General features: G+C 73.0%; 26 protein-coding genes. 13 read left to right on the top strand and 13 right to left on the bottom strand.

The annotated features are described in order from the left end of the window. Positions 1-5 precede the first annotated feature (5 nt). A complete protein-coding gene (locus ABT116_RS10310; protein ID WP_351630543.1) occupies positions 6-662 on the top strand; it encodes a class I SAM-dependent methyltransferase in 657 nt (218 codons plus the stop codon). Positions 663-674: 12 nt separating this feature from the next. On the opposite strand, the gene ABT116_RS10305 is transcribed toward ABT116_RS10310, so the two are convergent. Beyond that, positions 675-2921, bottom strand: a complete 2247-nt coding sequence (locus ABT116_RS10305) for a heavy metal translocating P-type ATPase (protein WP_351630540.1) — start codon at positions 2919-2921, stop codon at positions 675-677. A 3-nt stretch (positions 2922-2924) separates the two neighbouring features. Further along, positions 2925-3137, bottom strand: a complete 213-nt coding sequence (locus ABT116_RS10300; protein WP_351630538.1) for a heavy-metal-associated domain-containing protein — start codon at positions 3135-3137, stop codon at positions 2925-2927. A 199-nt stretch (positions 3138-3336) separates the two neighbouring features. On the opposite strand from ABT116_RS10300, the gene ABT116_RS10295 reads away from it, so the two are divergent. Next, positions 3337-4296, top strand: coding sequence for a DUF8832 domain-containing protein (locus tag ABT116_RS10295; RefSeq protein WP_351630535.1), 960 nt, complete (start codon positions 3337-3339; stop codon positions 4294-4296). Between the two features lie 4 nt (positions 4297-4300). Here ABT116_RS10295 and ABT116_RS10290 read toward each other — a convergent pair whose 3' ends face one another. Both ABT116_RS10290 and ABT116_RS10285 read right to left on the bottom strand, forming a co-directional pair. Further along, complete coding sequence (locus tag ABT116_RS10290; RefSeq protein WP_351630533.1) at positions 4301-6127, bottom strand: glycoside hydrolase family 15 protein; 1827 nt, start codon at positions 6125-6127, stop codon at positions 4301-4303. A 102-nt stretch (positions 6128-6229) separates the two neighbouring features. After that, on the bottom strand, positions 6230-7009 hold the full coding sequence (locus tag ABT116_RS10285; RefSeq protein ID WP_351630531.1) for a DeoR/GlpR family DNA-binding transcription regulator: 780 nt from the start codon (positions 7007-7009) through the stop codon (positions 6230-6232). A 134-nt stretch (positions 7010-7143) separates the two neighbouring features. Between ABT116_RS10285 and ABT116_RS10280 the strand changes: the two genes are divergently transcribed. Then, a complete protein-coding gene (locus ABT116_RS10280) occupies positions 7144-8025 on the top strand; it encodes an SIS domain-containing protein (protein WP_351630528.1) in 882 nt (293 codons plus the stop codon). 118 nt (positions 8026-8143) lie between these two features. Further along, entirely contained in the window at positions 8144-9004 is an 861-nt protein-coding gene (locus ABT116_RS10275; protein ID WP_351630525.1) for a class II fructose-bisphosphate aldolase, read from the top strand. Here the strand turns inward: ABT116_RS10275 and ABT116_RS10270 are convergent. Next, entirely contained in the window at positions 8994-10124 is a 1131-nt protein-coding gene (locus ABT116_RS10270) for a methyltransferase (RefSeq protein WP_351630523.1), read from the bottom strand. The genes ABT116_RS10275 and ABT116_RS10270 overlap by 11 nt on opposite strands. 68 nt (positions 10125-10192) lie before the next feature. On the opposite strand from ABT116_RS10270, the gene ABT116_RS10265 reads away from it, so the two are divergent. The 4 genes from ABT116_RS10265 to ABT116_RS10250 all read left to right on the top strand — a co-directional run bounded on the left by ABT116_RS10265 (position 10193) and on the right by ABT116_RS10250 (position 13638). Beyond that, entirely contained in the window at positions 10193-10927 is a 735-nt protein-coding gene (locus tag ABT116_RS10265) for an alpha-ketoglutarate-dependent dioxygenase AlkB family protein (protein WP_351630520.1), read from the top strand. Continuing rightward, positions 10924-12171 (top strand): ROK family protein, encoded by a 1248-nt coding sequence (locus ABT116_RS10260; protein ID WP_351630518.1) that lies wholly within the window; start codon positions 10924-10926, stop codon positions 12169-12171. Before ABT116_RS10265 ends, ABT116_RS10260 begins: the two co-directional genes overlap by 4 nt. A gap of 142 nt (positions 12172-12313) precedes the next feature. Beyond that, a complete protein-coding gene (locus ABT116_RS10255) occupies positions 12314-13204 on the top strand; it encodes an NAD(P)-dependent oxidoreductase (protein WP_351630515.1) in 891 nt (296 codons plus the stop codon). Positions 13205-13215: 11 nt separating this feature from the next. Next, the gene (locus ABT116_RS10250) at positions 13216-13638 is read left to right on the top strand and encodes a PPOX class F420-dependent oxidoreductase (protein ID WP_351630512.1); all 423 of its coding nucleotides are present in this window, start codon (positions 13216-13218) and stop codon (positions 13636-13638) included. Positions 13639-13656: 18 nt separating this feature from the next. Here ABT116_RS10250 and ABT116_RS10245 read toward each other — a convergent pair whose 3' ends face one another. The 3 genes from ABT116_RS10245 to ABT116_RS10235 are packed head-to-tail and all read right to left on the bottom strand — an operon-like array spanning position 13657 to position 15732. Beyond that, positions 13657-14565, bottom strand: a complete 909-nt coding sequence (locus ABT116_RS10245; RefSeq protein WP_351630510.1) for a phosphotriesterase family protein — start codon at positions 14563-14565, stop codon at positions 13657-13659. Then, the gene (locus ABT116_RS10240; protein WP_351630507.1) at positions 14562-15143 is read right to left on the bottom strand and encodes a DUF4865 family protein; all 582 of its coding nucleotides are present in this window, start codon (positions 15141-15143) and stop codon (positions 14562-14564) included. The genes ABT116_RS10245 and ABT116_RS10240 overlap by 4 nt, the downstream gene beginning before the upstream one ends. Before the next feature lie 10 nt (positions 15144-15153). Continuing rightward, complete coding sequence (locus tag ABT116_RS10235; RefSeq protein ID WP_351630505.1) at positions 15154-15732, bottom strand: TetR/AcrR family transcriptional regulator; 579 nt, start codon at positions 15730-15732, stop codon at positions 15154-15156. Positions 15733-15896: 164 nt separating this feature from the next. On the opposite strand from ABT116_RS10235, the gene ABT116_RS10230 reads away from it, so the two are divergent. Next, complete coding sequence (locus tag ABT116_RS10230) at positions 15897-16181, top strand: SHOCT domain-containing protein (protein ID WP_351630503.1); 285 nt, start codon at positions 15897-15899, stop codon at positions 16179-16181. A gap of 163 nt (positions 16182-16344) precedes the next feature. Here the strand turns inward: ABT116_RS10230 and ABT116_RS10225 are convergent, their stop codons facing one another. Beyond that, positions 16345-16887, bottom strand: coding sequence for an ATP-binding protein (locus ABT116_RS10225; protein WP_351630501.1), 543 nt, complete (start codon positions 16885-16887; stop codon positions 16345-16347). 183 nt (positions 16888-17070) lie between these two features. Next, entirely contained in the window at positions 17071-17394 is a 324-nt protein-coding gene (locus ABT116_RS10220) for a hypothetical protein (protein ID WP_351630499.1), read from the bottom strand. A gap of 504 nt (positions 17395-17898) precedes the next feature. Between ABT116_RS10220 and cds1 the strand changes: the two genes are divergently transcribed. Next, entirely contained in the window at positions 17899-19023 is a 1125-nt protein-coding gene (gene cds1 / locus ABT116_RS10215) for an L-cysteine desulfhydrase Cds1 (RefSeq protein ID WP_351630496.1), read from the top strand. A gap of 83 nt (positions 19024-19106) precedes the next feature. Here the strand turns inward: cds1 and ABT116_RS10210 are convergent, their stop codons facing one another. Continuing rightward, on the bottom strand, positions 19107-19937 hold the full coding sequence (locus tag ABT116_RS10210; protein WP_053668592.1) for a DeoR/GlpR family DNA-binding transcription regulator: 831 nt from the start codon (positions 19935-19937) through the stop codon (positions 19107-19109). A gap of 293 nt (positions 19938-20230) precedes the next feature. Here ABT116_RS10210 and ABT116_RS10205 point away from each other — a divergent pair, with 293 nt between their 5' ends. Next, positions 20231-22639: a hypothetical protein gene (locus ABT116_RS10205; RefSeq protein WP_351630494.1), complete on the top strand. Its 2409-nt coding sequence runs from the start codon at positions 20231-20233 to the stop codon at positions 22637-22639. A gap of 8 nt (positions 22640-22647) precedes the next feature. Here the strand turns inward: ABT116_RS10205 and ABT116_RS10200 are convergent, their stop codons facing one another. Then, positions 22648-25083 carry a right-handed parallel beta-helix repeat-containing protein gene (locus ABT116_RS10200; RefSeq protein ID WP_351630492.1) on the bottom strand — a complete coding sequence of 812 codons (2436 nt, stop codon included), beginning with the start codon at positions 25081-25083 and terminating at the stop codon, positions 22648-22650. Between the two features lie 227 nt (positions 25084-25310). Further along, complete coding sequence (locus ABT116_RS10195; RefSeq protein WP_351630490.1) at positions 25311-25916, bottom strand: Rv1733c family protein; 606 nt, start codon at positions 25914-25916, stop codon at positions 25311-25313. Between the two features lie 214 nt (positions 25917-26130). Between ABT116_RS10195 and ABT116_RS10190 the strand changes: the two genes are divergently transcribed. Both ABT116_RS10190 and ABT116_RS10185 read left to right on the top strand, forming a co-directional pair. Further along, the gene (locus ABT116_RS10190; RefSeq protein ID WP_351630488.1) at positions 26131-26283 is read left to right on the top strand and encodes an anthrone oxygenase family protein; all 153 of its coding nucleotides are present in this window, start codon (positions 26131-26133) and stop codon (positions 26281-26283) included. 11 nt (positions 26284-26294) lie between these two features. Further along, positions 26295-26826 (top strand): OB-fold nucleic acid binding domain-containing protein (locus tag ABT116_RS10185; protein WP_351630581.1); only part of this gene is annotated, 532 nt, incomplete at its 3' end.

Genomic DNA, 26826 nt, shown 5'->3' with positions numbered 1-26826 from the left:
AGCACATGACACTGCTGCCCCGCCGGGCCCTGCGCGCACTGGAGCGTTTCCACGCCGCCCGACCCTGGGACCACAACGCCCACTTCCACCGCTGGATCCTGCGGCAGCTTCCCGGGCGGGTGGGCAGCGCCCTGGACGTCGGATGCGGCAGCGGCGACCTGGCCCGGCGGCTGGCCGGCCGGGCGCAACGCGTGCACGGGATCGACTCCGACCCGCAGATCACCGCCCGGGCGCGGGAGCTGACGCCGGTGTCCGCCGCGGTGACGTACACGGAGACCGACGCGCTGACCGGCCTGGGTGACCGGTCGTACGACGTCATCACCTGTGTCGCCGTCCTCCACCATCTGCCGTTCACCGAGGCCCTCGAGGCCTTTCGTGACCATCTCGCCCCCGGTGGCACCCTGGTGATCGTCGGCCTGGCCCGGGAGCACACGCCCGTCGACCACCTGCTCGGCATCGCGTCGATCCCGCTCAACATCCTCATGGCGTTGCTGAAGCACCGGGGCCGCCCGGTGCCCCGCCCGGTCTCGATGACCGCCCCCACTCGTCCGGCGGACCTGACCTTCTCCGAGATCGCGCGCGCGGCCCGGGCCGTCCTCCCCGGCGTACGCCTGCGCCGCCGTCTGTTCTGGCGCTACACGCTGGTGTGGCGGCGCCTGTGACCCGTCGGTGTCTCAGTCGGCCGCCCGGAAGGTGCGCAGCCGCAGCGAGTTGCCGACCACGAAGACCGACGAGAAGGCCATGGCCGCCCCGGCGATCATCGGAGTGAGCAGGCCGGAGGCGGCCAGCGGGAGGGCCGCCACGTTGTAGGCGAAGGCCCAGAACAGGTTCGAGCGGATGGTGCCGAGCGTGCGGCGGGCGAGCCGGATGGCGTCCGCGGCGGCCCGCAGATCGCCCCGGACGAGGGTCAGGTCGCCGGCCTCGATCGCGGCGTCCGTGCCGGTGCCCATGGCCAGACCCAGATCGGCCTGGGCGAGGGCCGCCGCGTCGTTGACACCGTCGCCGACCATCGCCACCGATCGGCCCTCGGCCTGGAGCCGCTTGACCACGTCGACCTTGTCCCGCGGGAGCACCTCGGCGATGACCTCCTCGATGCCCACCTCGCGGGCGACGGACCGGGCCACCGCCTGGTTGTCACCGGTCAGCAGGATCGGCGTGAGACCGAGCGCCCGCAGCCGTCCGACCGCCTCGGCGCTCGTGTCCTTCACCGCGTCGGCCACCTCCAGCACCGCGCGTGCCTGTCCGTCCCACGCGACAGCGATGGCCGTGCGCCCGGCGTCCTCGGCCGCCGCCCTGGCCCTGGCCAGGCCCTCGGGAAGCTCCATCGCCCAGTCGGCCAGCAGCCGCTCCCGGCCGACGAGCACCGCGTGGCCCTCGACCACGCCCTGCACACCGAGCCCGGGCACGTTGGCGAAGTCCTCAGGCGTGGGCAGCGCGCCCAGCTTCTCCAGTGCCCCGTCGGCGACGGCCCGGGCGATCGGGTGCTCGGAGGAGTGCTCCAACGCCCCGGCCAGCCGCAGTGCTTCGGCTTCTTCCGTGCCCTCGGCGGTGTGCACGGCCAGCAGCGCCATACGGCCGGTCGTGACCGTGCCGGTCTTGTCGAGGACGACGGTGTCGACCCGGCGCGTGGACTCCAGCGCCTCCGGGCCCTTGATGAGGATGCCGAGTTGGGCGCCCCGCCCGGTGCCCACCATCAGTGCGGTCGGCGTGGCCAGACCCAGGGCGCACGGGCACGCGATGACGAGCACGGCGACCGCCGCGGTGAAGGCGGCCGTCAGCCCGACGCCGTTGCCCAGCCAGAAGCCCAGCGTGCCGAGCGCCAGGGCGATGACCACCGGCACGAACACGGCCGAGATCCGGTCCGCGAGCCGCTGCGCGGCGGCCTTGCCGTTCTGCGCGTCCTCCACCAGCCGGGCCATCCGGGCCAGCTGGGTGTCGGCACCCACCCGCGTCGCACGGACGACGAGCCGCCCGCCGACGTTGATCGTGGCGCCGGTGACCGGGTCGCCCGCGCCCACCTCCATGGGGACGGACTCGCCGGTGAGCATCGAGGCGTCCACGGCGGAGGAACCCTCTTCGACCGTCCCGTCCGTCGCGATCTTCTCGCCGGGCCGGACCAGGAAGCGGTCGCCGGCCTTCAACTCCGTGACCGGGACGGTCTGTTCACGGCTGCCGTCCCGCAGCACCGTGACGTCCTTCGCGCCCAGCTCCAGCAGCGCCCGCAGGGCCGCGCCCGCCTTGCGCTTGGCGCGGGCCTCGAAGTACCGCCCGGCCAGGATGAAGGCGGTCACGCCCGCCGCGGCCTCCAGGTAGATGTTCCCGGCGCCGTCCGTGCGCTCGATGGTCAGCTCGAAGGGGTGTGTCATGCCCGGCGTGCCCGCGGTGCCGAAGAACAGCGCCCACAGCGACCACAGGAACGCGGCCGAGGTGCCCACCGAGATCAGGGTGTCCATGGTGGCCGCGCCATGCCGCGCGTTGGTGAACGCCGCCTTGTGGAAGGGCCACGCCGCATACGTCACGACGGGCGCGGCCAGGGTGAGCGACAGCCACTGCCAGTACTCGAACTGCAGCGCCGGGATCATCGCCATGGCCACGACGGGAACCGCGAGCACCACCGCCGTGATCAACCGCTCGCGCAGCGGCCGCAGTTCGTCGGCCTCTGCCGGGCCGGTCAGCTCGGCGGGAGGTGCGGGCTCCTCGGCGGTGTACCCGGTCGCCTCGACGGTCGCGATGAGGTCACCGACGGAGACGTCACCGGAGTGGCTGACCTTCGCCTTCTCGGTGGCGTAGTTGACGGTGGCGGTGACCCCGTCCATGCGGTTGAGCTTCTTCTCGATGCGCGCCGCGCAGGAGGCGCAGGTCATGCCGCCGATGGCGAGCTCCACCTCGGCGTCGGCGCCGGTCGTCGTACCGGTGCTCATGGCTCAGGCCCTTCCGGTCAGCTCGTAGCCGGCCTCGTCGACGACCTCCGCGATCAGGGCGTCGTCCGGTTCGGTGGCGCTGGTGACGGTGACACGGCCGGTGCCGGGGTCGACCTCGACGCCGCTGACGCCGTCCAGCTCCCCGATGACCTTGGTCAGTGTCGCCTTGCAGTGGCCGCAGGACATTCCGGAGACGGCGTAGGTGGTGGCGGGCATCGGGTGCCTCCTCTGGGCGATCCAACAGATGTGGTGCATACGGGGCGGGGGTATCTCCTCGCCGACTTCAGGTATACCCCTATGGGGTATACGCTGCAAGCGCCGGAATGACTTGACTCTATACCCCCTAGGGGTATGGTGAACTGCATGGAGTCCCCGCAGCCGAGCGGGAGGCCCGTATCTGAAGGAGCCGACGGCCATGAGCACCGGACTGAGGATCACCACCTTCGCCGCCGCGCTGGCGGCGACCTTCGGCGCGGCCTACGGCGTCGGCCAGGGCATCGACCCCGTCGTCGCCACCAGCCCCCCGGCACACGAGGACGACCACACCCGGCCCGGGCCGGAGGCGGAGAAGGGCGGCGGCCACGCCGGACACGACACACCCCCGGCCGGCGGACTGCAGATCTCCGAGGGCGGCTACACGCTCGACCTGGAAACCCCGCGCGTCACCGCGGGCAAGCCGGCCGACCTGCGCTTCACCGTCCGGGACGGCGGCAATCGCGCGCTCACCGCCTACCAGCGCGAGCACGACAAGGAACTGCACCTCATCGTGGCCTCACGCGACCTGGTGACCTACCGTCATATGCACCCCAACCGCGCCGCCGACGGCACCTGGAGCACCCCGGTGGACCTGCCCCGTGCGGGCGGCTACCGCGTCTTCGCCGACTTCACCCCGGCGAAGAAGGGCGCCGAAAACCTCACCCTCGGCGCGGACCTCGCCGCCTCCGGCCCGTACGAGGCCCGGCAACTGCCGCCCGCGAGCACCACGGCCCGGGTCGGCGGCTACGAAGTGAAACTGGCCGGCGCCCTGCGCCCGGGCAGGGCGAGCGAGCTGCAGCTGAAGGTCTCCCGCGACGGCAAGCCGGTCACCGACCTCCAGCCCTACCTCGGCGCTTACGGCCACCTGGTCGCGCTGCGCTCCGGCGACCTCGCCTACCTGCACGTCCACCCGAACGGCGAACCCGGCGACGGCACGACCAGGCCCGGCCCGGACATCTCCTTCACGGCCACGGCGCCCAGCTCCGGCTCCTACCGCCTGTTCCTCGACTTCAAGCACGAGGGCACGGTCCACACGGCGGCCTTCACCGTACGCGCCGGGGGAGCGGCGACCGCCTCCGATACCCCCGAGGGGCATGCGGAGGACGGCCACGGGCACTGAGCCGTCAGCCGAGCGCGCGGTCCAGGTTGAACGCCGCGCTGATCAGCGCGAGGTGCGTGAACGCCTGCGGGAAGTTGCCCTGCTGCTCCCCGGTGTGGCTGATCTCCTCGGCGTACAGGCCGAGGTGGTTGGCGTACGTGAGCATCTTCTCGAAGGCCAGTCGTGCCTCGTCGATCCGGCCGGCGTGCACCATCGCCTCGACGTACCAGAACGAGCAGATGGAGAAGGTGCCCTCGTCGCCGCGCAGCCCGTCGGGGCTGGAGCGGGGGTCGTAGCGGTAGACCAGCGAGTCGGACACCAGCTCCTCGGTGAGCACGTCCAGCGTCGACAGCCACTTCGGATCGGTGGGGGCGATGAACTTCGTCAGCGGCATCATCAGCACGGCCGCGTCCAGCACGTCGCTGTCCTCGTGCTGGACGAAGGCCCCGCGCTCCTCGGACCAGCCCCGGCTCATGATCCGCCGGTAGATCGTGTCGCGGCACTCCCGCCAGCGCGGCAGGTCGGCGGGCAGGCCGCGCCGGTTGGCCATCCGGATGGCCCGCTCGATCGCCACCCAGCACATCAGCCGCGAGTACAGGAAGTTCCTGCGCCCGCCCCGCGTCTCCCAGATCCCCTCGTCGGGCTGGTCCCAGTGCGCGCACACCCAGTCCACCAGCTCGCACACGTCGTCCCACTGGCCGCTGGAGATGGGCTTGGCCCACTTGTCGTAGAGGTAGATCGAGTCGATCAGCGCGCCGTAGATGTCGAGCTGGAGCTGGTCGGCCGCCGCGTTGCCGACCCGTACCGGCGCCGAGCCGTGGTGCCCCTCCAGATGGTCCAGGGCCCGCTCGGGCAGCTCGGTGCGTCCGTCGATGCCGTACATGATCTGCAGCGGACCGGAGACCTTGCCGTCGCCCGGGCTGATGTGCCGGGTCACGAAGTCCATGAACGCCTCGGCCTCCCCGGTGAAGCCCAACCGCAGCAGGGCGTAGACGCAGAACGCCGCGTCGCGCACCCACACGTACCGGTAGTCCCAGTTGCGCTCGCCGCCCAGCTCCTCGGGCAGGCTCGTCGTCGGCGCCGCCACGATCGCCCCGGTCGGCGCGTAGGTGAGCAGCTTCAGCGTCAGGGCCGAGCGGTGCACCATCTCCCGCCAGCGGCCCTTGTACCGGGACGCCGACAGCCAGCGCCGCCAGTACGCCACCGTCGCCGCGAACTGCTCCTCCGCCTCCGTGCGCGCACACCGGCGGGGCGTCACGTCGCCGCCGACCTTGTCCAGCGCGAACACCGCCGTCTCGCCCTCGGCGAGCTTGAAGTCGCCCCGCACGTCCGGCCCGTCCGCCTCCAGCGGCACGGTCGCGGTGAGCGCGAGTGCCAGCCCCTCGGTCTCGAACAGCGCGGTGTCGCCGGAAAGCCGGACGGTGTGCGGCAGGGAGCCGTAGTCGAACCGGGGCGCCACCCGCGTACGGAACGGGATCGAGCCCCGCACACACACCACCCGCCGGATCAGCCGGTGCCGCTCGGCCTCGGTGGCCCCGCCGCCCACCGGCATGAAGTCCTGCACCTCGCCGACCCCGTCCTCGGTGAAGAACCGGGTGATCAGGACGTTGGTGTCGGGGAAGTAGAACTGCTTGGTCCGGGCCGGCACCGACGCCGCCAGTTCGAAACAGCCACCGCGCTCGGCGTCCAGGATCGAGGCGAACACACTCGGCGCGTCGAAGGCAGGGCAGCAGTACCAGTCGATCGTGCCGTCGGTCCCCACCAGGGCCACACTGCGCAGATCACCGATCAGCCCGTGCTCCGCGATCGGCACGTACCGCCGCCCGCCCCGGTCCTGTGCCGCTCCGCCCATGACAGCCTCCCTGCCCGGTAGGCGCCTCAGCCCCAGCGTAGAACCGCCGACGGACGTGCGCTGTCGGACCGCCGCCGGACCGCCGCCGCCGGACGGCCGCCGTCAGACCGTGACGACCCGCAGCCCGGCCTCCTCGAAGCGCCGCACCGTCTCCGCGTCGGCCGCCGTGTCCGTGACCAGCGTGTCCACCGCCTCGGCCGCGCAGATCCGGGCGAACGCCCGCTGCCCGAGCTTGCTGGAGTCGGCGGCGACCACCACGCGCTCCGCCCGCTCGCACAGCAGCCGGTTGATCGCCGCCTCCGCCTCGTCGTGCGCCGCCGCACCGTGTGTGACGTCGAAGGCGACGACACCGAGTACCGCCACGTCGACCGTGATCTGCCCGAGCACCCCGTCCGCGAGCGGCCCGACCAGTTCGTAGGACTGGGCCCGCGCCACCCCGCCGGTCAGCACGATCTTGAACTGGGGCCGCACCGCCAGCTCGTTCGCGATGTTCAGCGCGTTCGTCACGACGGTCAGTGCGGGCGCCCCGGACACCAGGTCCCCGCGCACGGCCAGCGCTCGCGCCACCTCGGTCGTGGTGGTCCCCCCGGTCAGTCCGACCGCCTCGCCCGGCGCCACCAGCTCCGCCACCGCCTTGGCGATGCGCTGCTTCTCCGAGGCGTGACGGGCCGTCTTGTAGCGCAGCGGCAGCTCGTAGGACACGCCGTGGACGACCGCGCCGCCGCGGGTGCGCACCAGCATCTGCTGCTCGGCGAGCCCGTCGAAGTCACGGCGGATCGTCGCCGCCGACACCCCGAGCTCCGCCGCCGCGTCCTCGACGTCCAGCCGGCCGCGCTCCACGAGCAGTTCCAGCAGCGCCTTCCAGCGGGCGTCGCGCGACATCCGCACCTCCACGTCTCGATCTCCGGCGACCCTAGCGCACCTGATCCGGCCCGGATGCTTGATGATGCTTGAAAGGTGGCTATATCTTGCAGGAACAATCAGGTCGGCAGGACTCGTGGACCGGAGGGTGCGGGATGACGCATGTCGAGGACGAACTGACGAGTCAGCCCGAGTGCTGGGAACGCGCCGCGTCGGAAGCACCCCGGTTCCTGACGGCGCTGCCGGCGCCGGGGGAGCGGGTCGCGATCGTCGGCTGCGGCACCTCGTACTTCATGGCGCAGGCCGCCGCGGCCCTGCGCGAGGGCGCGGGCCAGGGCGAGACCGACGCCTTCGCCGCCTCGGAGTTCCCCCACGGCCGCCGCTACGACCGGGTCGTCGCCCTCACCCGCTCCGGCACCACGACGGAAGTCCTGGACCTGCTGACCCGGTTGAGGGGCGGCACCCGCACCACCGCGATCACCGCCGACCCGGACGCGCCCGTGATGACGGCCGCCGACGACCTCGCGGTCCTGGACTTCGCCGAGGAACGCTCCGTCGTGCAGACCCGGTTCGCGACCACGGCCCTCACCCTGCTCCGCGCCCACCTCGGCCTCCACCCCGGCACCGCCGTCACCGACGCGCGCACCGCGCTGACCGAGCCGCTGCCCGAAGGGCTGGTGGAATGCGGGCGGTTCACCTTCCTGGGACGCGGCTGGACCGTCGGCCTGGCCAACGAGGCCGGGTTGAAGATGCGCGAGGCCGCGCTGGCCTGGGCGGAGACCTACCCGGCGATGGAGTACCGGCACGGCCCCATCAGCGTCAGCACCGCGGGCACGGCGACCTGGATGTTCGGGGACGCGCCGGACGGACTCGCCGAACAGGTGCGCGGCACCGGCGCGTCGTGGATCGCAGGGCGCCTCGACCCGCTCGCCGAACTGGTCCGAGCCCAGCGCCTCGCGGTCGCCCTCGCCGCGTCCCGCGGACTGGACCCCGACCGACCGCGCCACCTCACGCGCTCGGTGATCCTCGCGCCCTGACCCAGGGCCTGTCGTCCGGACCGCGCCACGGGCAGTCGGCCCAGCACGCGCACGGCGACGACAGGCCGCAGCCGATGCCCCGCGACCTGACCCGGACAAGCAGGCCCCAGGAGACCCCGTGCCCCTCACCACCACCGGCGACCTCGTCACCCGCGCCGCGACGGCCGGCTCCGCCGTCGCCTCCTTCAACGTCATCACACTGGAGCACGTCGAGGCCGTCGTCGCGGGCGCCGAGTCGGTCCGCGCGCCCGTCGTCCTCCAGGTCAGCGAGAACGCTGTGAAGTTCCGCGGGGGTCAGCTGCTCCCGCTCGCCCGCGCGGCCGTCACCGCGGCCGAACGCGCCGCCGTGCCGGTCGCGTTGCACCTCGACCACGTGCAGAGCGACGCCCTGCTGCACCAGGCCGCGGACGCCGGTTTCAGCTCCGTGATGTACGACGCGGCCCGGCTGCCTTATGCGGACAACCTCGCGGCGACCCGGGCGGCGGTCGCCTGGGCGCACACCCAAGGGCTGTGGATCGAAGCCGAGTTGGGCCAGATCGGCGGCAAGAACGGCAGACCGCCGCTGGACGCGCACGCCCCCGGCGCCCGCACCGACCCCGACGAGGCACGGGCGTTCGTCGCCGACTCGGGTGTGGACGCCCTCGCCGTCGCCATCGGCAGCTCCCACGCCATGACCACCCGCACCGCCGCCCTCGACCACGCCCTGCTGAAACGCCTGTCGGCCGCACTGGACGTCCCACTCGTCCTGCACGGATCCTCCGGCGTCCCGGACGACGAACTCACGGCGGCCGTGGCGGGCGGCATCACCAAGGTCAACATCGGCACGGCCCTGAACATCGCGCTGACCGGAGCGATCCGGGAGTTCCTCACCGACCGTCCCGAGGCGGTCGACCCGCGCAGCTACCTGACCCTCGCGCGGGATGCGATGACACGAGCGGTGGCGAGGACTCTCAAGGCCCTCGGCACCGCTACCGCTTGACGGCCTTCAGCACGACGAACTTCGGGTCGCTCGCCACGAGCCGGCAGTTGCCGAACAGCTTCCGCAGCTTGACGTGGTAGCCCAGGTGCCGGTTGCCGACCACCCACAGCTCCCCGCCCGGCCGCAACGCGCGCCGCGCCCCCGTGAACATCCGCCGGGCCGTGGCGTCCGTCGTCGCCTGGTGGGAGTGGAACGGCGGGTTGTTGAGAACCAGATCGACACTGCCGGACGGCACGCCCGCCAGCCCGTCCCCGACCCGGAACTCGGCCTGCCCCGGCACACCGTTCGCCTTGTACGTCGCCTCCGCCGAGGCCACGGCCTGGAACGACTCGTCGACGAACAGCACCTCGGCCCCCGGGTCGGCCAGCGCCACCGACGTACCCACCACGCCGTTGCCGCACCCCAGATCCACCACCCGGCCGCCCCGCCCCTCGGGCAGATGGCGGAGGAAGAACCGCGTCCCGATGTCGAGCCGGTCGGCGCAGAAAACCCCGGCGTGGTTGACGACGGTGCCGTGCGCGGCGGGGCCGATGCCGTCCGGCAGCGTGTAGACGTACGGCCACGGGTTGGCGGGCCGCTCCAGCGTGGGGTCCGGCGTGCAGAAGATCAGCCGGGCCTTCTTCTCGGCGAGGGAGGTGCGCGTCGGGCCGAGGATCCGCTCGAACAACTGGAGCGTGGAGGTGTGGATCTCCTTCACCATGCCCGTACCGACCACGACCGTCCCCGCGTGCACCGCCGGCGCCAGCCGCAGCAACTGGTCCTCCAGCAGCGCCAGGCTCTTCGGCACCCGCACCAGCAGCACGTCGACCCGCCCGGGCGGCGGATCCTGCGTGGTGAGCAGCCGCACCGTGCCCGGCTCCACCCCGGCCCGCGCGAGGTTGGCCCGGGTCGCCTCCTGCGCGAGCCAGGAGTCGGTGATCTGCACCGGCCGGTGCGCCGCGAGCGCCGTGACCAGCGCACCCCAGCGGTCCCCGACGACCACGACCGAGCCGTCCAGCGGAACCCGCTCCGCGGCCAGATGCCTCAGCAGGTACTCGTCCGAGGCGTCCCAGGCACGCAGCCGGTCGCGCGGGTCCTCGGGGAAACGGGTCAGCGCCGGCTCGCCCCACGGCGTCGTCATACGGTCGTCCATCGTGCGACCAGGCTAGCCGAGCCGCAGCTCAGGGCGTGTCGGGCACCATGGAAGGCATGGACGCCGAGCTGTTCCCCAGGGCCCGTACGCAGGTCGCGCCCGGCGCCGTGCACCTGCCCGACTGGCTGGACGCGGAACACCAACGGGCGCTGCTCGACGCCTGCCGCGACTGGGCCCGGCCACCCGCCGGGCTGCGCACGGTCCGCACCCCCGGCGGCGGCACCATGACAGCCCGGCAGGTCTGCCTCGGCTGGCACTGGTACCCGTACGCCTACGCCCGCACGGTCGCCGACGGGGACGGCGCCCCGGTGAAGCCGTTCCCGCCGTGGCTCGGCGAACTGGGCCGCCGGGCGGTCCGCGACACCCTCGGCGGACCCGCGCCGGACTACGACATCGCACTGATCAACTTCTACGACGCCGACGCCCGCATGGGCATGCACCGCGACAGCGACGAGAAGTCGGACGCCCCGGTGGTGTCGCTCAGCCTCGGTGACACCTGCGTCTTCCGCTTCGGCAACACCGCGACGCGCACCCGGCCCTACACCGACGTCGAGCTGCGCAGCGGCGACCTGTTCGTCTTCGGCGGCCCCTCCCGCCTCGCCTACCACGGGGTCCCCCGCATCCACCCCGGGACGGCACCGCCCGGGCTGGGGCTGACCGGGCGGCTCAACATCACGCTGCGGGTCAGCGGCCTCCGGCACCCGGCGGACAGCGACCCCGGCCGCACGGCGGGGCCCGGCGGGCACGCTCGGCCACCAACCCGGCGGATCATGGGAGACTCGCCCTCATGAGCGGGAAGGCGGACCCCCGGCAGGCGGGGAACGGGAGCACTTCGAGAGCGCGGCTGGACCGGGGACGAGGAGCACTCGGACCCGCGCTGGAGCTCGTCCACACCGGACGCGCCCCGACCCGGGCCGTGCTCACCGCCGAGCTCGGGGTGACGCGGGCGACCGCCGGCGCGGTCGCCGTCGAGCTGGAGGCACTCGGCCTGATCCGCGTCGACGCCCGGCCCGGCGCGGCGGCCGGCTCGCAGGGCAGGCCCTCCCACAGACTGGCCGTCGCCGACGACGGGCCCGTCGCACTGGCCGCGCAGGTGCACGCCGACGGCTTCCGGGCGGCACTGGTCGGACTCGGCGGCCGGATCGTCGCCACCGCGCCCGGCTGCGAGGTCGTCGACGCCGACCCGGCCAAGGTGCTCGCCTCGGTCGTCACGGCCGGTGCCGAACTGCTGCGCACGACGGGACTGCGGTGTGTGGGCGCGGGCCTCGCCGTACCGTCCGCCGTCGCCGAACCCGAGGGACTGGCGCTGAACCCGCTCCACCTGGCATGGCCCGCGGGCGCCCCCGTGCGGGACATCTTCGCCGAGCAGGTGCGCGCGGCCGGCATCGACGGGCCCGCGTTCGCCGCGAACGACGTCAACCTCGCCGCGCTCGCCGAACACCGGCACGGCGCCGGCCGAGGCGCCCGCGACCTGCTGTGCGTGGCCACCGGCCACCGCGGAGTCGGCGGCGCGCTCGTCCTCGACGGCCGCCTCCACCGGGGCAGTTCGGGCCTCGCGCTGGAGGTCGGGCACCTCACCGTGCACCCCGAGGGCCGCCCCTGCCACTGCGGCAGCCGCGGCTGCCTCGACGTGGAGACCGACCCGCTGGCCTTCCTCACGGAGGCCGGACGCGAACCGGGCCCCGAGGTGTCCCTGCTCCAGCAGTCCATCGACCTGATCCGCCACCACTACGACGACCCGGGCGTCCGCACCGCCGCCGAGGCCATCGTCGACCGCCTCGGCCTCGGCCTCGCCGGTCTGGTCAACATCCTCAACCCGGACCGCATCATCCTCGGTGGCCTGCACCGCACCCTCCTCGAGGCCGACCCCGGCCGCCTGCGCGCGGTCGTGGCCGACCGCAGCCTGTGGGGCCAGAGCGGCGGTGTCCCCATCCTGCCCTGCACCCTCGACCACAACAGCCTGGTCGGCGCGGCGGAACTGGCCTGGCAGCCGGTCCTGGACGACCCGCTGGGGGCGCTGGCCCCGCGGGCGTGACCGGCCGCCGGGCGCGAGGCCGCGAGAGTGACGCCACCGGTATCAGGCTTGTCCGCGCCGCTTCCGGGAAGGCGCGCCGCTGAGCGGGCAGGCTGATCCGCAGGCAGTCCGCCCGCACCGCACCACCGAGGAAGTTGACGCAATGACCGACACACTCACCGTGAGCGTCCTGGGAACCGGCATCATGGGCGCCGCGATGGCCCGCAATCTCGCCCGGGCCGGACACACCGTCCACGCCTGGAACCGCACCCGGGCCAAGGCCGAGCCGCTGGCCGCCGAGGGTGTACGGATCGCCGACAGCCCCGCGCAGGCGGTCCAGGACGCCGATGTCGTCCTGACCATGCTCTACGACGGCCCCGCCGCCCTGGACACCCTGCGCGAGGCCGTCCCCGCCCTGCGCCCCGGCACCGTCTGGGTGCAGTCGACCACCGCGGGCATCGAGGGAGTCGCCGAGCTGGCCGCCTTCGCCCGCGAACACGGCCTGGTCTTCTACGACGCCCCCGTCCTGGGCACCCGCCAGCCCGCCGAGGCCGGGAAGCTGACCGTGCTCGCGGCCGGCCCCACCGAGGGCCGGGACCGGGTGACGCCGGTCTTCGACGCCGTCGGCGCCCGGACCGTGTGGAGCGGCGAGGACGGGGCGCTGGCCGGTGCCACCCGGCTGAAGCTGGTGGCCAACAGCTGGGTCCTGGCCGTCACGGCCGCCGCCGGTGAGGCCCTCGCCCTGTCCAAGGCCCTCGGCGTCGACCCGCACGGCTTCTTCGACCTCGTCGCCGGCGGTCCCCTCGACATGGGCTATCTGCGCGCCAAGTCCGACCTCGTCCTCGAAGACAGGCTCACACCGCCCCAGTTCGCGGTGGGCACCGCCGCCAAGGACGCCCGGCTCATCGTTCAGGCCGGCGCGGAGAACGGTGTCCGCCTGGACATCGCCGAAGCGGCCGCCGCCCGTATGGAGCGTGCCGCCGCCCAGGGCCACGCCGACGAGGACATGGTCGCGGCCTACTTCGCCAGCTTCGACGAGAAGACCGACTCCTAGGAGGTTCTCCCATGTCCAAGCCGCCGCTGCCGCCCGAGGCCGAGGCCCTGCTGAGCAAGCCCAACCCGTGCGTCATGGCCACCCTGCGCTCCGACGGCGCTCCCGTCTCCACCGCCACCTGGTACGCGTGGCGGGACGGCCGTGTGCTGATCAACCTCGACGAGGGCCGGGTACGCCTCAAGCACCTGCGCCGCGACCCACGCGTCACCCTCACCGTCCTCGCCGGCGACGACTGGTACACCCATGTCACCCTCATCGGCCGCGTCACCGAGATGCACGCCGACGAGGACCTGGCCGACATCGACCTCCTCGCCCGGCACTACACCGGCAAGCCCTACCCGGACCGTGTCCGTCCCCGGGTCAGTGCCTGGATCGAGGTCGACCGCTGGCACGGCTGGGGCTCGATGAAGGACAGCGACCAGGCCGGCGGCTGAGGCCGGTCACCGCGCCGGTCAGCGCCACTCGGTCCCGAACGCCCGGCCCGGGTTCTCCGTGAGGATGCGCGACACCAGCTCCTCGCCCACGGCGTGCACGAGCCGCGGCCGCACCCGGCGCAGCAGGTACGGCATGCCGGGGCCGCCGTCCACCGAGCGGGCGGCGGCCGTCGTGGTGTCCGCGCCCAGCAGCAGCCGCTCGCCGAACCCGGCGTCCGCGAGGGCCCGTACGGCGTCCGGCATACGCCAGTCCGTGGCGTGGTGGGCGAGGGACGGCCCGTCGAACGCCAGATAGCAGCCGTACTCCGCCGCCTGCCGGTGCACCACCAGGTCGGGGGAGCGGTTGAGGTGCCCGAGCACCACCCGCTGCGGCGGCACCCCCAACTGCCCGCACAGCAGGTCCAGTACGTCCAGCGCGCCGGTCCCCATCTCCAGGTGCACGGTGATCGTCGCGCCGGTGGCGTGATGCGCCTCGGCCGCCGCCGTCATGGTCCAGCGGGCGTGCGCGTCCAGGGCGTGGAAACCGCCCGCGACCTTGACGAGCCCCGCCCGCACGCCCGACGGCCCGATGCCCTCGGTGAGTTCGGAGACGAAGACCTCGGCGAGCCGGCTGCGCAGCCCCGCGAGAGTGTCCTCGTCGTAGTGCACGGCCTGGTGCAGACCGGTCGCGGCGACCACGTGCACACCGGTCTCCCGGGACAGCGGCGGCAGATCGGCGACCCGCCGCCCGAGCCCGTACGGCGTCCACTGCACGACGGCCCCACCGCCCTGCTCCCGGAACGCCGCCAGCTCCGCCCGCGCCGCCGCCACGCTGCGCAGCTCCTGGCCGGGCAGCCGTGGACTGCCGAAGAACAGATGGTCGTGGGCGTCGCACACCCCCAGGTCCGCTGGAGGCACGTCCCCCAGCACCGTGCGGACGGCGCTCACCACTGACGTCCCCGGGGCAGCCGGTCCCGGCCCGGCGTGGACAGGCGCAGCACCTCGAAGACGTCACCCTCGGCCTCGGGCGGCGCGTCCTGTTCCCAGAGGGAGAAGTGCACCAGCTCCCAGCGGCTGGTGTCGACGGCCGCGGCGGCGAGCAGGGCACCGTCCTGCGCCGCCAACCGCCCGGCCTCACCCACCGCCTCCTCCACGGCATCGGCCAACGGCCCGTCGTCCGGCACCGGTCGACGCCGCCGCACCGCGAACCGCGCGTGCGTAGCGCCCCCTTCCTCGTACGCGAGCCCCGTCCACTGCCGCGCCGACGGCCGCCCGAAGTCGTCACTGAGCCCCTGGAAGGGGCCGCCCCACAAAAAGGCGTTCATGCCGTCGACGGTGTTCCAGAGGTAGAAGGGCGCGTACTGGTTGACCGGCGAACCGCGCAGCCCGCGCTCGCGCATCAGATAGGCCTTGAGGCCGAGCCCGTCCCAGTCGTCGAGCAGATGACCCCGGCGGGCGACGCGGTCGCGGATGATGCCCATGTCATAGCACGCGGGCAGGGTGAGCTCGTACTGCATGGCGTGCATCGAAGTCTCCTCAGCAGGGCCGGGGTGCCAGCAGGGAGAGCAGGCCCCGGACCCCCGCGTCGAACGCGGCGGGGGAGCCGGAGGCGCGGGCGAGGACGTAACCGCCCTGGACGGTCGCGACGACCGCCGCCGCGATCTCCCCGGCGTCGAGGCCCGGCGCGAACTGGCCCTGGTTCTTGCCCTCTTCGAGGATCCCGGCGATCCGCCCGCGCAGCCAGTCGAGCGTCTCGTCGACCGGCGCCCGCAGTTCGGCGCTCGCGATCACGTCCGGGTCCATCGTCAGCCGGCCGACCGGGCAGCCCCGCAGCACGTCCCGCTCGCGCCGCAGGTACGCCTCGATCCGCTGATACGGCGTGCCCGGCCCGTCGAGTACTCCCGCGGCGGTGGCCCGCATCTCCTCGGCGGTCCGCCGGATCGCGGCCAGGGCGAGATCGGGCTTGCCCTTGAAGTGGTGGTACATGCTGCCCTGTCCGGCGTCCGCGCGCTCCAGGATCGCCTTGGGGCTGGTGCCCACGTAGCCGCGCTCCCACAGCAGTTCACGGGTGGACTCGATCAGCCGTTCCGGGGTGCTCATCCCGCCACTGTACATACCAGTAGTTACAGAAGTCGAGGGCGCACGAAACACTCGGGGGCCGCCCGCCTACTCCCCGCGGGGTACGCACGGTGCCGCTGGCCGTACGACGACCGGGGACCCCTCGCCGGACGACTCTCGAAAGCGACACACGACACGAAGCGATCGAGGAGTGGGACGACATGCAGACCCTGGCGAATTTCGGTGACGGTGGCGGGCCCGGCCCGTGGATCCTGCTCTTCCCGGTGATCTGGGTGCTGGTGATCGGCGGCGGCATCGCGCTGCTGCGCCGCACCGTGTGGCGCGGACGCCGCGGCGGCCCCGGTCGGCGGCCCACCGTCGGGAACGACTCGCCCATCGCCATGCTCGGACGCCGTTTCGCCTCCGGCGACATCGACGAGGACGAGTACTGGCGCCGACTGTCCGTGCTGAACGAGGAGTTCGGCCACAAGGGAGGCGTGGGCTGATCACGTGCGGCCGGCACCTCGCCGGGCAGCGGCCGGCCCGGCGCGCGGCACGCCGGGACGAGCCGCGCGCCGTCGCGTCACAGTGGCAGCGGCGTACACCCCGGGAGCGCACCCGACGGCGTACGCCCCCGGCGCGCCAGGGGGGACGGTGGTCACCGCCCGGTCAACCGGCAACGGCGGACCGGGCGGGAGCATGGTCGGGCCGGAGCCCGTCGATGGACGCCCCGACCTCGGCGAACCGGCGCTCGGGCTTCTCCTGCACCGTGCGCCGCGTTCGGAGCGACGGCGCCGTCATCACGGGGGCGGACGTCGGCAGGGTGAACCACACGACCTTGCCGGACTCGCCGTCCGGCCGGACGCCCCAGCTCTCGCTCATGGCGGCGACCATGGCGAGCCCGCGCCCGCAGGTCGCCATCGGTGCGATGTCGTGAGGGTCCTCCACCACGGGCATGCGTGGATCGCCGTCGCGCACCGAGACCATGAGCCGGTCGAGCAGCAGCTCTATCTCCACGGTGCACGTCTTGTCGGGCTGGGCATGCCGGTGGACGTTGGACAACAGCTCCGTCACGCCGAGCGAGGCCCGGTCGATCAGGGGATCCAGATGCCAGTAGCGCAATTGCGCAGAGACGATTCTGCGGACCTGGCCGATCCGCGACGGCAGGGCTTGGAGCTCCACCGTGCAGTGCCTGCTTGGGTAGCTGATCACGGCTGCGACTCCCCGACGTGAGGTCCGGAAGAACACGGGATTCGGATCCAGCAGGGCGCCTGCGTGACACTGCCGCCTGCTGTCGTGGCCGGCGGGCTGGTTCGCAGCGTTATCGCCGGTAAACCCAGAGTGACGTGAGACCAGAGTGACGCAGGGGGTGAGGTACCGCAACTCGCGGACATCTCAGTCGCCACGCCCCGCTGCCCTGCGCACGGCCTCGATGAAGCGCCGAGCGGCCGGCGGGCCCGGCTCTCCCGGCGCGGGGTCGTTCTCGCCCAGGGTGAGCAGGTACCGCTTGCCGTTGAGATCCGCCGTGGCCCGGTCATCGGGGCCGAACCAGGGCTTGGAGGCGCGTACGGCCTGCACCGGCGCGCTGTCGATCTCGCTGCCATAGCTGGTCAGTAGCTCGAGCCGGCCGTCGTTGATCCGGACCTGTCCGGCCCGGGTGAGCGAGCGCAGCCGCTTCCCGATCCGCACGCCCGTGGCCCTGAACTCCGGCTCTCCCATGCCACCCGCCCCCTGGTGCGCGTCGGTGTACCGGCTCGCTCCGCGCGATGCCCGGTACGGGCTCGTGTCCTGTTCCAGTGTGCCCCGTCCGCAGGAGTGCTCCCCTCCGGGTGGTGCGTCGTGCCCGGTCAGGACCCCGGCCCGGCACCGCGGTGTACTCCGCCGGCCTTTCTCCCGGGGTGCGGTGCCCGTGCCCGGAAGCCTGCTCCGGAAGACGCGTCGTACCCCTGCGGTCACCCCGTCCGGGGCCTTGGTCCCGCCGTGCAGTCTGCCCCCGCCCGGCGCCGAGCACCAGTGCCCGCGCCCCCCTCGCCGGGGGGCGCCCGCAGCACGCCCGTCAATGCGCTCCCGGGACCACGCGCCCCCTTGCCCCAGCTCTGCTCCTGGGGGCGCTTTGGGGGGCTCAAAGGTACGTTTATGCAGGTGAGAAGCGTGCGCGAGGCGCCTATGATCGGAGGTGTCGGCCGCGCGACGCGTCGTCGGCGCGCAGCGTTAGGAGCCCCCGTGAGCACTTCCCCCCAGACCCGGACCGGCGTGACCCTCGACGTCGACCAGAGCGACGCCGCCTACCGGACGTGGCTCAAGGAAGCCGTCCGCAGAGTCCAGGCCGACGCCAACCGCTCGGCCGACACGCACCTGCTCCAGTTCCCCCTGCCGGAGCGGTGGGGCATCGACCTGTACCTGAAGGACGAGTCGACCCACCCCACCGGCAGCCTCAAGCACCGCCTCGCCCGTTCCCTCTTCCTCTACGGTCTCTGCAACGGCTGGATCCGGCCGGACCGGCCGGTCATCGAGGCCTCCAGCGGTTCGACGGCGGTCTCCGAAGCGTACTTCGCGAAGCTGATCGGCGTGCCCTTCATCGCCGTCATGCCGCGCACGACGAGCGCCGAGAAGATCCGTCTCATCGAGTTCCACTCCGGCCGATGTCACTTCGTGGACGACCCTCGCTCGATGTACGCGGAGTCCGCCCGCCTCGCGGCCGAGACCGGCGGCCACTACATGGACCAGTTCACCTACGCCGAACGGGCCACGGACTGGCGCGGGAACAACAACATCGCCGAGTCCATCTTCCGCCAGCTGCGCCTGGAGCGGTTCCCCGAGCCGGCGTGGATCGTCGCCACGGCGGGCACCGGCGGTACCTCCGCGACCCTCGCGCGCTACGTCCACTACATGCAGTACGACACCCGCGTCTGCGTGGCCGACCCCGAGAACTCGTGCTTCTTCGAGGGCTGGACCACCGGCGATCCGGACGTCACCTGCGACTGCGGCTCCCGTATCGAGGGCATCGGCCGGCCCCGTATGGAACCGAGCTTCGTGCCCGGCGCGATCGACCGGATGATGAAGGTGCCCGACGCGGCCAGTGTCGCCGCCGTACGGGCCCTGGAGCGCGCCATCGGCCGCAAGGCCGGCGGCTCGACCGGCACCGGGCTGTGGAGCGCGCTGAAGATCGTCGCAGAGATGGTGTCCGACGGCCGGCAGGGCAGCGTCGTGACTCTGCTGTGCGACCCGGGGGACCGGTATCTCGACAAGTACTACTCGGACGCCTGGCTGGCCGGCCAGGGGCTGGACATCGAGCCGTACACGGCCGCGATCGACTCTCTCCTGAAGACGGGCGTCTGGCCCGACTGAGCCCGGGCTCTCGGCCCCGCGGCCGCCGGGCCCTCCTGGGCGGGAGCGGGTGACCCACGGTGCGTCACCCGGTCGAGGGGCCGTCAGATGTCTTCGGCGTCCTCGGGCTCCCCGGCCACCACCAGCCGCCGCAGATGGTCCGCGACCACCCCGCGCGCCTCTTCCGGCAGGCCGGCGTCCGTGACGAGCGTGTCGACCCGCTCCAGCGCGGCGAAGGAACTCAGGCCCACCTTGCCCCACTTGGTGTGGTCCGCGACCACGACCACTCGGCGGGCCGACTGTACGAGCCGCCGGTTCGTCTCGGCCTCCGCGAGATTCGGCGTCGACAGGCCGGCCTCGACCGATATGCCGTGCACCCCGAGGAACAACAGGTCGAAGTGGAGCGCCGCGATCGCCTGGTCGGCGACGGGCCCCACGAGCGAGTCGGAGGGCGTGCGCACCCCGCCCGTCAGCACGACCGTGGCCGCGCCCTGCCGCGGGCCCGAGGTGCGCTGCGCCGCGTGGAACACATCGGCGACCCGCACCGAGTTGGTGACCACCGTGAGGTCCGGTACGTCCTGCAACTGGTGCGCCAGTGCGAACGTCGTCGTACCGCCCGACAGCGCGATCGCCGCGCCCGGCGCGACCAGCTTGGCCGCGGCGCGTGCGATGTCCTCCTTGGCGGTGAGCTCCAGACCGGACTTGGCCTCGAAGCCGGGTTCGTGCGTACTCGCCTCGACCACCGGGACCGCGCCGCCGTGCACTTTCTCCAGCACGCCCTGGCGGGCGAGCGCGTCGAGGTCACGGCGGACCGTCATGTCCGACACGCCGAGCTTGCGGGTCAGCTCGTTGACCCGGACACCGCCCCGGCGGCGGACCTCGTCGAGGATCAGGGATCGCCGCTGCTCCGCGAGGAGGTTCTGATTCTCGCTCACGTACGCTCCGGTCCTTTCGCCTCAATGCCGTCGACACGCCCCGCACGTATCGGCTCTTACCAGGACATTCTTCCCGGCCGTGATGCGAGGACGCCCCATCCTCGCATGTCGGGGGGCGGACAGCGCCACCGACCGCTCGTCGCGCCCGTGCCACCCGCCCGCTCATCTCCTCGCTCGGCTTCATCACAGATCGGGGAGATTCCGTGACAGGGGGTGTGCCGCGCCGCGGAAGTGGAGATCCTTGTGCCCGCACGGACAGAGCCGACGGCGTGTCACGGGGGAAGTGCGAATCAGTGGAACGCGCGCAGGAACAGGCGTCGACCGGCGGACCGGACGGTCCCGCCACGAAGCGCGGCGAGAGCGGAACCGCCCTGGAGTTACTGGTCCACGGCGTGGGCGGCACCACACCGCAGGAGATGCTCAACGATCCACGGACGGTGCGGATCACCGGCGACCACACCGCGGCCGTCTTCCGGCGCGCCGACGACGTCGACGCCGAGCACAGCCCCGACGACCGCCGCCGCGACGGCCCGGTGCCCGAGGCCTACGTCTGGTGCAACCTCACCTCCGGCAACGGCACCCGTGCCCTGTGGCTGTTGCTGCTGCCGTTCATGGTCGTCAACCTCGCCCACTGGATGCGCCCCACCGCCCACGGCCGCCGCCGGACCGTGCGGCTGTACGGCCTGCTGGTACGGCTCGCGGCGCTCACCCTGACGGTGCTGCTCGTCGCGGCGGCCTGCGAGGTCGCCCTCGACCTGGCGGCCTGGCAGTGCGCGGGCACCACCGCCTGCGCCGACCGCCACTCCTGGCTGGGCTTCCTCTCACCCACCGTCTCGGGCGGCGGCTGGTGGAGCGCCCCCGGCCGCCGGCTCGCCCTCGCCGCCGCCGTGCCCACCGCCCTGACCGTCCTGCTGTGGTACCTGTCCCGGCGCACCTGGAGCGACTACGAGTCGCAGCAGCCCATCGAGCGTGCCCCCGAACCCGAAGGGGACGGCGGCCCGACGGCCCTCGGCCGGCCCGGGTTCTGGTACGGGCGCCGGCTGGTGGCCCGGCTGCGCGCCGCGCACACCGCCGCCGGCCTGATCACGGTCGCCGCCGCCGTCGGCAGCGCCGCCGCCCGCCACGACCGCCGCCCCGGCGGCCCCGCCGTACTCGGCACTTTGGGCCTGATCCTGGAAGCGGCCCTCGCACTCTGCGCGGTCGCCGTGGTGTGGGTGGTGTGCCGCCGCGGCCGCAGCGAGAGACGGCTGGACCGGAAACTCGACGAGCGCTTCGTACGGCGCCTGCCGCTCGCCGCACTCGTCCTGCTCGCCCTCGCCGTGGTGTACGCCGGGTGGGAGCGCCCGGGATGGACGTCGGAGGGCCGGCTGCCGGGTGACACGACCTTCGGCGGGATCGCCCTGGTCCAGGGCCTGCTCGTGATCGTCCTCGGGGTCGTCGCCCACGTTCTGCACCGCACCGACCCCGACCGCCGGGCGGTGCTGCGGGGCCTGGGCGGACCCGCGGTGGCGATGCTGGCCTGCGCGCTCGGCGGGGTGATGTCGGGCGGCGTCTCCCAGCGCGTGTCCGACTGGCTGGACGGCACCGGGGCGTCGATCGAGGGCCCGCCGGTGCTGCTGACCTGGCAGGCGTCCGTGATCCCGCCGCTGCTCGTCGTGCTGCTGGGGCTCTTCGGCTGGCTGGCCCACCGCGCCTGGCAGCTGGCCCGCGCCGAGCGCACCGCCGTGGCGCTCGACTACCCGGAAGAAAAACAGGACCGGGCCCGCACCCGCCGTATCGCCTACACCCGTGCGATGGCCTCGCTCACCGACCGAGGACCCCGCATCGTCGCCGTCACCTCGGGCGTCACCCTGCTGCTCGGCGCCGGAGCCCTCGTGGGCGCCCTGGCCACCGACGAGACCCCGGGCGAGGCCGCGCAGGGCACCTACCCCGTCGTCCACGGCGCCGCCGAGACCGCCCAGGCCCTCGGCTCCTGGCTGATCGGCCTCGGCTTCATACTCTTCGTCACCTGGGGCCGGCGCGCCTACAAGGACGCCGCGGCCCGCCGCACGATCGGCATCCTGTGGGACGTCGGCACCTTCTGGCCACGCGCCTCCCACCCCTTCGCCCCGCCCTGCTACGCCGAGCGCGCGGTGCCCGACCTGACCTGGCGGATGGCGACCTGGACGCGCGCCACCGGCGGACGGCTGGTCATATCCGGGCACTCGCAGGGCAGCGTCCTCGCCGCCGCCGCGGCCTGGCAACTCGCCCCGTCCGCCCGCAAGCGCGTCGCCCTGCTGACCTACGGCTCCCCGCTGGAGCGCCTCTACGGCCGCTGGTTCCCGGCCCACTTCGGGCCCGCCGCACTCAGCTCCCTGCACCGGGACGTCGACTGCTGGCGCAACCTCTACCGGCTTACCGACCCCATCGGCGGCCCGATGCGCCTGCCAGGCGACCTCGGCCCGCAGGTCGACCACACCCCCCTGATGGACCCCCTCGCCTACGGCCGCACCGACCTGCTGCCGCTGCCGGCGCCGATCCTCGGCCACTCCGACTACAAGGCGGACCCGGTGTTCGCCGAGGAGCGCCGCACACTGCTGGCCCGGCTGCGGCCCGAGGCGCCTTCAGGACTCCCGGAGGTGCCCGCGGAGCCTCCGGAAGGCCGCTCGGAGCATCCCGAGCTGCCTTCGCCACGCCACCAGCCCGAGCCGCCCGCCGCCTAGGCGGATCCTCAGCGCAGCTCGGGGAGATCGTCGTCGTAGAGCAGCGTCAGGTCGTCCTTGCTCGGCTCCGGGAGCTGGGCGACCCGGCTCGCGTGCCGCTCGACCATGGCCTCGAAGGTCTGCCGTGCGGTACGGCCGTTGCCGAACGCCGGGCCCTTGGGGAGCAGCGTGAAGTACTTCCGCAGGGCCTCCGCGGCCCCCGGCGCGAGCCGGTACTCGTGCTCCTCGGCCTGCTGCTCCACGATCCGCAGCAGGTCCTCGGGGCCGTAGTCGCTGAAGGTGATGGTCCGCGAGAAGCGGGACGCCACGCCCGGGTTCACCGACAGGAAGCGCTCCATCTCGGCCGTGTAGCCCGCGACGATCACCACGACCGCGTCCCGGTGGTCCTCCATCAGCTTCACCAGCGTGTCGATGGCCTCCTTGCCGAAGTCGCGACCCGCGTCCTCCGGGGACAGCGCGTACGCCTCGTCGATGAACAGCACGCCGCCGCGCGCCTTCTCGAAGGCCTCCTGGGTGCGGATCGCCGTCGAGCCGATGTGCTCACCGACCAGGTCGACCCGGGACACCTCCACCAGGTGGCCCTTCTCCAGCACGCCGAGGGAGGCGAGGATCTCGCCGTAGAGCCGCGCGACGGTCGTCTTGCCGGTGCCGGGGGAGCCGGTGAAGACCAGATGCCGCTTGACCGAGGCCGCCTTCAGACCGGCCTGCTGACGGCGCCGGCCGACCTCGATCATGTCGGTAAGGGCCCGTACCTCGCGCTTGACGCTGTCCAGGCCCACCAGCGCGTCCAGTTCACCGAGGACGTCCTTGGAGGTCCGGGCCGGCTGCTCGGGCTCAGCGGCCGGCGCCACAGGCTCCGGTTCGGTGCGCGGGCCCGGGAGGGCGCCCAGCAGGCCGGGGGAGTGACTCACCGTCTGCACGGCCGTCTCCCGCGCCGCGGGCGGGCGCAGCCCCGCGCTCTCGTCGCTCGTGCAGTCCTCGACGAGCGGACCCGCCCCGGACGCCCCGTCGGCGCCGCTGTCCGCGAACTCGTAACCTCCGCGCGCGCACCGCTCCGTGCGGCACTTGCGCAGCGTCGTAAGGCTGCCGTCGATGACGTGGAAGCCGTAGCCGCCGCTGCCCGTCACCCGGCAGTTGAGGAAGCTGCCCCGGCCGCCGGCCGAGACATAGACACCGGCCTCCGCGGGGGAGTCGATCGTGCAGCGCTCCACGGTGGGGTCGGCGCCCTTGGTGACGATCACGCCGGTCTGGGTGCCGTCGACCGTGCAGCCGCTGAGCGTGCCGCCGCTGCCGTGGTCGCGGAACCAGGCGCCCGTCGCCGCGTCCCGGATCCGGCAGTCGTCGAGCTGCGCGGTCGCGCCGTCGCTCACCGACACGGCCGTGTTGCGCACCTGCGACAGGTCGGTGTCGACGACGTCCGCACGCGAACCGCGGTCGAGGACGAACAGCGCGTCCGGCACGTCGTGCACCCGGCAGGAGTCCAGGACGGCGGTGGCGCCGTCGCTGACCCACACCGCCGGGTAGTCGCCCGTGCTGTCGAAGATCTCGCACTGGTTGGCGTCCACCCGTGTGCCCGGGTCCCACACCGACAGGCCGTTGCGCCCGAACTGCCGCACCGTGGTGCGGGTCAGGGTGAGAACGGAACGGGAACGCAGGTCGACCGCGTTCTCCGGAATGTCGTGGATACGGCAGTCGGCGAGGGTCAGCACCGCGTCCGTGTCGAGTGTGACCCCGTCGGACGTCGTGCGGTGCACATCGCAGTCGGTGAGGTGCGCGGTGGCCCGGCCGGTGATCTGCACACCGCTGCCCCGGACTTCGTACACCTCGCAGCCCACGGCTTCCAGCGCCGAGTTCTCCCCGGTCGCCGACAACCCCGAGCCCGAGGTGTGGTGCACGCGGCAGCGCTCCAGGCGCGGGTGGGCGCCGCCGCGCACCGCCACCCCCGCCTGGCCGGCCGCGACGACCTCGCACTCCTCGAACACCCCGCCCGCGCCGTCGACCACGGCGATGCCGATGCCCGCAGGGTTGTCGACCGCGCAGCGCCGCACCGTGGGCCGGGCGCTGCCGCGCACCTCGATCCCGGCCGCCGACCGCGTCACGACCCGCACGTCCCGCAGCTCCGGGGTGCCCTCCTCCACCAGCACGGCGGGGGCGGCCGCGTCCTGGCCTTCCACATGCAGGTCCTGAACCACCGCCGAGGCGCGCACGGTCAGCGGAACTCCGTCCACGGGCGCGATCCGCACCGAGCCGGGGGAGCCCTCGGGGCCGCGCAGGGTCACCGCGCGCTGCAGGACGAGGTTCTCCCGGTAGGTGCCGGGCGCGACGGTGAGGACGTCTCCGTCGGCCGCGGCCTCCAGGGCGGCGGCGAGCGATGCGTACTCACCCGTGCGGCGCCGCCACCGCGACGTGCCGGTGTGCGTCACCTGAACCGTGCCCTGTGCCATGGTGTAGCTGTGCCCCCACCTCGGTCGTACTGCTGGCTCGTCCGCCCTCGGGGCGCTCCGGCCGGGGTCGAGACCGCGACCGAGCCCGGCCCTCGGGGGCCCGGGCGCGCACGCGGCATCGACACCGGCGCGTCCCTGGCTCGCTCGCGCGCGGGTTGTGCCGAACGGTTCGGCCGGACCACCGTAGCGTGCGCGCGGGTGGTGGGTTGACCAGAGCCGGAAGGCCGTCAGCTGCCGGTGCCCGTCCTGCCCCAGTCCGGGCCCGCCTTGTCCCATGCCTGGTCCCAACGGGCGTACCGGCGGCGGGCCATGCGCCAGACGATCAGCCGTCTGCCGCCCTCTATGAGACCGCCCGTCGCCAGGGCCGCGCCGAAGCCGGCGAGGACCGCGTGCGTCGAGGCGGTCGCGGAGTCGAGCGGGCGGGGCACCATCCGGCCGTGCCGGTCGGTCCATATCCGGAACGTGTCGCCCTGCTGCGGGTCCTTGAGGCTCGCCAGGGCAGGGCCCCGGTGCGCTGTGCCGTCCGGCGCGGTCCAGTCGGCGAGGACGCGGGTGCGCAGATCCCGGCCGGACGAGGTCTCGGGGTCGGAGTCCAGCGGGGAGCGGTCCAGCTTGCGGACCACTGTGGCGGTCACCAGGTGCCGCGCCTCGTGCTGCGCCCGCACCGAGCGCTGCAGCGCGTCCTGAGCCGACCCCCCGACGAGCGAGCCGACCACCGGCGCGAGCAGCAGGATCAGCAGCAGGGCGGCCAGCGCCACCCAGGCCTCGGCCAGGTCGGTCGCGCGGCAGAGTGGATTGCGCCGCCAGCGCCAGAGTCCGCTGATCGCTCGCACCGCCTGCACCCCCTTCCCGCTCCGTGATACTCCCCGGCGGAGCCGTCCACGAACGGACCCGTCGAAGAGAGAGCGACGTCACCTCTCCCCAGGGCCTCTCACGAATTTCTCACACAAGCCCAAACGCCCGGACCTGCGGCACGGTTCCCGCCGCGCCCGAAGAGCTATTCGAGCCGCGATTTACCACGTCCCGCGTAACGACGCTTTTGCCTCGGTGAGCGCTACCGACGCAGCCGCATGGGCGTCGTACGAGGCGGGGTGGACGATGTGGAATCACGTCAGGGTCGGGCTGTACCTGCTGTCGGGAATCGTGCTCGCGGTGGCCGCGGTGCTACCAGCAACAAACGCGGTGGACACGGCCCAGTAGTCTTGTACCCCGTGAGTGATGTAGAAGCCCAGCCAGTCGACGACACCCCCGAGCAGCTCCGTATCCGGCGCGAAAAGCGTGAACGGATCCTCGCGCAAGGGCAGGAGGCGTACCCGGTTTCGGTCGATCGCACCCACACGCTTGCGCAGATCCGCGCGGAGTACCCGGAACTCGAGCCGGACACGGCGACTGGTGTGCTGGTCGGCGTCGTCGGCCGCGTCATCTTCATGCGCAACACCGGCAAGCTGTGCTTCGCGACTCTGCAAGAGGGCGACGGCACCCAGCTGCAGGCCATGATCAGCCTCGCCGGTGTCGGCGAAGAGGCACTGGCTGCCTGGAAGTCCGACGTCGACCTCGGTGACTTCGTCTTCATCCACGGCGAGGTCATCAGCTCCCGTCGCGGCGAGCTCAGCGTGATGGCCGACGCCTGGCAGATCGCATCCAAGTCGCTGCGCCCCCTGCCGGTTGCGCACAAGGAAATGAGCGAAGAGTCCCGGGTGCGTCAGCGCTACGCGGATCTGATCGTTCGCCCCGAGGCTCGCG

Origin of the sequence: Streptomyces sp. NPDC002130, assembly GCF_040296465.1 — a bacterium.
GTDB lineage: Bacteria > Actinomycetota > Actinomycetes > Streptomycetales > Streptomycetaceae > Streptomyces.
This window is presented reverse-complemented; position numbering and strand designations above follow the sequence as displayed.

Coding starts and splice junctions, on each gene's coding strand:
- ABT116_RS10255 (WP_351630515.1), top strand. CDS start 12,314: ATGACCGACACACTCACCGTGAGCGTCCTGGGAACCGGCATCATGGGC.
- ABT116_RS10265 (WP_351630520.1), top strand. CDS start 10,193: ATGGACGCCGAGCTGTTCCCCAGGGCCCGTACGCAGGTCGCGCCCGGC.
- ABT116_RS10300 (WP_351630538.1), bottom strand. CDS start 3,137: ATGCCCGCCACCACCTACGCCGTCTCCGGAATGTCCTGCGGCCACTGC.
- ABT116_RS10200 (WP_351630492.1), bottom strand. CDS start 25,083: ATGGCACAGGGCACGGTTCAGGTGACGCACACCGGCACGTCGCGGTGG.
- ABT116_RS10310 (WP_351630543.1), top strand. CDS start 6: ATGACACTGCTGCCCCGCCGGGCCCTGCGCGCACTGGAGCGTTTCCAC.
- ABT116_RS10235 (WP_351630505.1), bottom strand. CDS start 15,732: ATGTACAGTGGCGGGATGAGCACCCCGGAACGGCTGATCGAGTCCACC.
- ABT116_RS10260 (WP_351630518.1), top strand. CDS start 10,924: ATGAGCGGGAAGGCGGACCCCCGGCAGGCGGGGAACGGGAGCACTTCG.
- ABT116_RS10220 (WP_351630499.1), bottom strand. CDS start 17,394: ATGGGAGAGCCGGAGTTCAGGGCCACGGGCGTGCGGATCGGGAAGCGG.
- ABT116_RS10250 (WP_351630512.1), top strand. CDS start 13,216: ATGTCCAAGCCGCCGCTGCCGCCCGAGGCCGAGGCCCTGCTGAGCAAG.
- ABT116_RS10280 (WP_351630528.1), top strand. CDS start 7,144: ATGACGCATGTCGAGGACGAACTGACGAGTCAGCCCGAGTGCTGGGAA.
- ABT116_RS10270 (WP_351630523.1), bottom strand. CDS start 10,124: ATGACGACGCCGTGGGGCGAGCCGGCGCTGACCCGTTTCCCCGAGGAC.
- ABT116_RS10295 (WP_351630535.1), top strand. CDS start 3,337: ATGAGCACCGGACTGAGGATCACCACCTTCGCCGCCGCGCTGGCGGCG.
- ABT116_RS10240 (WP_351630507.1), bottom strand. CDS start 15,143: ATGCACGCCATGCAGTACGAGCTCACCCTGCCCGCGTGCTATGACATG.
- ABT116_RS10230 (WP_351630503.1), top strand. CDS start 15,897: ATGCAGACCCTGGCGAATTTCGGTGACGGTGGCGGGCCCGGCCCGTGG.
- ABT116_RS10290 (WP_351630533.1), bottom strand. CDS start 6,127: ATGGGCGGAGCGGCACAGGACCGGGGCGGGCGGCGGTACGTGCCGATC.
- ABT116_RS10285 (WP_351630531.1), bottom strand. CDS start 7,009: ATGTCGCGCGACGCCCGCTGGAAGGCGCTGCTGGAACTGCTCGTGGAG.
- ABT116_RS10305 (WP_351630540.1), bottom strand. CDS start 2,921: ATGAGCACCGGTACGACGACCGGCGCCGACGCCGAGGTGGAGCTCGCC.